Source organism: Nocardioides sp. P5_C9_2 (assembly GCF_054049555.1).
This window is the reverse complement of the sequence record NZ_JBFUMD010000361.1, coordinates 1-4,105: the sequence shown is the minus strand read 5'-3', so window position 1 is coordinate 4,105 and position 4,105 is coordinate 1. Positions and strand designations below refer to the sequence as shown.

The 4,105-nt window shown below is 69.1% G+C and carries 3 protein-coding genes; 2 read left to right on the top strand and 1 reads right to left on the bottom strand.

The window, feature by feature from the left end; genetic code table 11:
* Both ACXJKL_RS16035 and ACXJKL_RS16030 read left to right on the top strand, forming a co-directional pair.
* Nucleotides 1-1,140: Na+/H+ antiporter NhaC family protein (locus ACXJKL_RS16035; protein ID WP_457208026.1), on the top strand; the 1,140-nt coding region annotated here is incomplete at its 5' end.
* On the top strand, nucleotides 1,140-2,633 hold the full coding sequence (locus ACXJKL_RS16030) for a YfcC family protein (protein WP_457208025.1): 1,494 nt from the start codon (nucleotides 1,140-1,142) through the stop codon (nucleotides 2,631-2,633). The genes ACXJKL_RS16035 and ACXJKL_RS16030, both read left to right, overlap by 1 nt.
* Before the next feature lie 7 nt (nucleotides 2,634-2,640).
* On the opposite strand, the gene ACXJKL_RS16025 is transcribed toward ACXJKL_RS16030, so the two are convergent.
* On the bottom strand, nucleotides 2,641-4,105 hold a 1,465-nt coding region (locus tag ACXJKL_RS16025), incomplete at its 5' end, for a peptide chain release factor 3 (protein WP_457208024.1).

Sequence of the window (4,105 nt, the reverse complement as noted above, 5' to 3'; positions counted from 1 at the left end):
GGCATGGTCACCGGCAGCTCGTGGACCACCGCCGGCACCCTGGGCGTCGCGTTCGTGGGGATGGCCAACGTGATGGGCCTGTCCGAGGCGATGGCCGCCGGAGCCGTCATCTGCGGCGCCTACTTCGGCGACAAGATGACCCCGCTGTCCGAGACCACGATCCTGGTCCCGCAGCTCGTCGGCGGTGGACTGACCGTCGGCGAGCACGTGCGGAACATGTTCTGGACCGCCGGTCCGGCGCTGGGCATCAGCCTGGTGATCTTCACGGTGCTCGGTCTCAACGCCGAGCCCGAGGGTGCCATCAGCACGGACGCGGCCCGCGAGGCGCTGGGAACGGCGTTCAACATCTCGGCGGTGAACCTCCTCCCGCTGCTGCTGCTCGTGGTCTTCGCGATCCTGAAGTACCCGCCCTTCCTGTCGATCCTGGGCTCGGCACTGTTCGCCGGCGTCCTGGCGCAGTTCACCCAGTGGGACGCTGTCAAGGCGTTCGTCGACGACCCCGGCCTGGGGCCGTTCTCCACCGCCGTCCACGCGATCTTCGAAGCCATGGCCACCGGGTTCGTCAGCAACTCCGGCTCCGCGGCCATCGACGACCTGTTCTCCGGCGGTGGCATGGCGGGCCTGCTGACGACCATCTGGCTCGTCCTCGGCGCGCTCTCCTTCGCCGCCGTGATGGAGCACGCGGGCTTCCTGCAACGGCTGCTCATGCCGATCGTCTCGCGTGCGGGGCGACGGGGTTCGCTGATCCTCGCGGTCAACAGCAGCGGCATCGGGCTGAACGTCATCGCCGGTGACCAGTACGTCGCCGTCGTCCTCCCGGCACGCATGTTCCGCAACGAGTTCGCTCGGCGGGACCTGGCTCCGCAGGTGCTGTCCCGGGCCGTGGAGGACTCCGGAACCGTGACGTCGGTCCTGGTGCCGTGGAACACCTGTGGCGCCTACATCTCAGGCGTCCTGGGCGTCTCGACCGCCGCCTACTTCCCGTACTGCTTCTTCAACCTGCTCAGTCCGCTGCTCGACATCCTCTACGGCTACATCGGCTTCAAGGTCCCCGGGGCCCAGAAGTCCTGGGGAGACACCGAGCAGCTCCCCGTCATCCCACCCGACACCGGGCAGCCGCCCGGGGAGAGGAGCTCTTGATGAGCGCCCAGAGCACCACGAGCCCCGGCGAGCGCAAGCACCGGTTCACCCTCCCCTCGGCGTACACGATCCTCTTCGCCCTGATCGTCCTCATGGCGTTGGCGACGTGGCTCATCCCCGCGGGTCAGTACCAGCTCGACAAGGAGGGCGCCCCGCTCCCGGGCACCTACGAGGAGGTCGACGGCAACCCGCAGCGCGTTCTCATCGACTCCCTGACCGCGCCCATCAACGGCCTGTACGGCATCGAGGCCGCCGACGGGAGCATCAGCTACTACAACACCGGTGCCCTGTTCGGCGCCATCGACGTCGCCCTCTTCATCATCGTCATCGGCGGCTTCCTCGGGGTGACCATGCGCACCGGCGCCATCCAGACCGGCATCAGTGGCCTGGTGGCGCGACTCAAGGGCCGCGAGCGCTGGATGATCCCGATCCTGATGATGGTCTTCGCGCTCGGCGGGTCCACCTACGGCATGGCCGAGGAGAGCCTGGCGTTCTACAGCCTGGTCATCGCCGTCATGATCGCGGCCGGGTACGACGCGCTCACCGGCGCCGCGGTCGTGCTGCTCGGGTGCGGGATCGGGACGCTCGGCTCGACCATCAACCCGTTCGCCACCGGCATCGCGTCCGGGTTCGCCGGGGTCTCCATCAGCGACGGGCTGTTGTCGCGACTCATCATCCTGGTGCTGGGCCTGGGCCTGGGCATCTTCTTCGTGCTGCGCTACGCCGATCGGGTCAAGAAGGACCCGACCACGTCCGTGGTCCACGACATGAGGGAGTCGAACCAGGCACACTTCGCGGTCGACGAGGAGGCCACCACCGTGGCCATGTCGGGCCAGCAGAAGGCGATCCTCGTGACGTTCGGACTCGCCTTCGGGATCATGATGTACGGCGTCATCCCGTGGGAGGACATGGGCATCGGGCTGCCGACGCTGTGGTGGTGGTTCCCCGAGATGACGGCGCTGTTCATCCTGTTCTCGGTCATCATCGGCCTCATCGGCCGGCTGGGCGAGGGTGAGCTGACCGACGCGTTCGTCGACGGCGCCAGGGATCTCCTGGGGGTCGCGCTCATCATCGGGATCGCCCGCGGCATCACGGTGGTCATGAACAACGGCGGGATCACCGACACGGTTCTGCACTGGGCCGAGATCGCCGTCGACGGGGTCGGTGAGGTCGGGTTCGCGGTCGTGGTGTTCCTGCTCTTCATGCCGCTGTCCTTCCTCATCCCGTCCTCATCGGGGCTCGCCACCGTCTCGATGCCGATCATGGCGCCGCTCGCCGACTTCGTCGGCGTTCCGGCCGAGCTGGTCGTGACGGCGTTCCAGAGCGCCTCCGGACTGATGAACCTGTTCATCCCGACGTCGGCGGTGGTGATGGGTGGCCTGGCGATCGCCCGGGTGCCCTACGGCACCTACCTGAGATGGGTGTGGCCGCTGCTGGCGATGCTGGGCGGACTGGTGATCATCGTGCTCGGCGCGGCGGCCCTGGTCTCCTGACGAGCGGTCAGCTGCCGCCGGCCGGGAGGGCCTCGAGCATGATGTCCGGGTGGTCCCGGGCGGTGACCTTGGCACGCCACTGGTCGACGAAGAGCGCCAGCCGTGTCCCGTCGCTGCGCTCGAGGACCTCCACGCCACGGATCCCGGCCAGCGCCGCGGCGCCGGCGGCGTCGGTGCGCCGGGCGAGCTGGTAGTCGAGGCGCGTGAACCGGATCGGGGCGTTGAACTCGTTGGTCATCCGGTCCTCGACCACCTCGAACTGCATCGGACCGACCGCCGCGAGCACGGGGCTCTGGTCGCCTCGCAGGTCGGAACGCAGCACCTGCACCACGCCCTCCTGGTCCAGCTGCTCGATGCCCCGGCGGAACTGCTTGTAGCGACCGATGTCGCCGGCGCTGGCGCTCACGAAGTGCTCGGGGGCGAAGGTGGGCACGGGCGGGTACTCGATCGGGTCGCCGACGTACACCGTGTCGCCGACCCGCAGGGCCTGCGCGTTGACCAGACCGATGATGTCCCCGGGCTCGGCGCTCTCCACGGACGTCGTCTCCCGGCCGAAGACCGCCTGCGCGAACTTCGTGGCGAAGGGACGTCCGGTGCCGGCGTGGGTGACGACCATGCCGCGCTCGAACGTGCCCGACACGACCCGCGCGTAGGCGAGCCGGTCGCGGTGGGCGCTGTTCATCCCGGACTGCACCTTGAAGACGAACGCGCTGAAGTCGTCGGCGACGTCGCGGACCGACCCGTCGACGCCCGGCGTGGCGCTGGGCTCCGGCGCCAGGTCGAGCAGCAGGTCGAGCAGCTGCGCGACACCGAAGTTCTGCAGGGCCGAGGCGAACATGACCGGCGTCGTCTCCCCGGCCAGGAAGCGCTCCTGGTCGTGGTCGGCGTCGTCGAGGGTGAGCAGCTCGTGCTCCTCGACCGCGTCGGCCCACACCTGCGCGTCGGTCTCCTCGACCGCCTCCGGGGCCAGCCGCCGCTCGGGGGCCCTGGTGGCCCCACCGGCGGTGCGGGTGTACTTCACGAAGTCGCCCGTACGTCGATCCAGGACGCCGCGGAAGTCGCCGGCCTCGCCGACCGGCCAGGTGAGGGGAGTGGGGCGGAGCTTGATCTTCTCCTGGATCAGGTCCATCAGCTCCAGGGCCGACAGGCCGGGCCGGTCCCACTTGTTGATGACCGTGATCACCGGGATGCCACGCAGGGCGCAGACCTTGAAGAGCTTGAGCGTCTGCGGCTCCAGTCCCTTGCCGGCGTCGACCAGCATGACCGCCGAGTCGACGGCCGACAGCACCCGGTAGGTGTCCTCGGAGAAGTCGCTGTGGCCGGGGGTGTCGACCAGGTTGATCACGTGGTCGCGGTAGACGAACTGCAGCGCGGCGGAGGTGATCGAGATGCCGCGCGCCTTCTCCATCGCCATCCAGTCGGACACGGTGGCGCGGCGGTCGCCCTTGCCGTGGACGGCCCCCGCCTCGGTG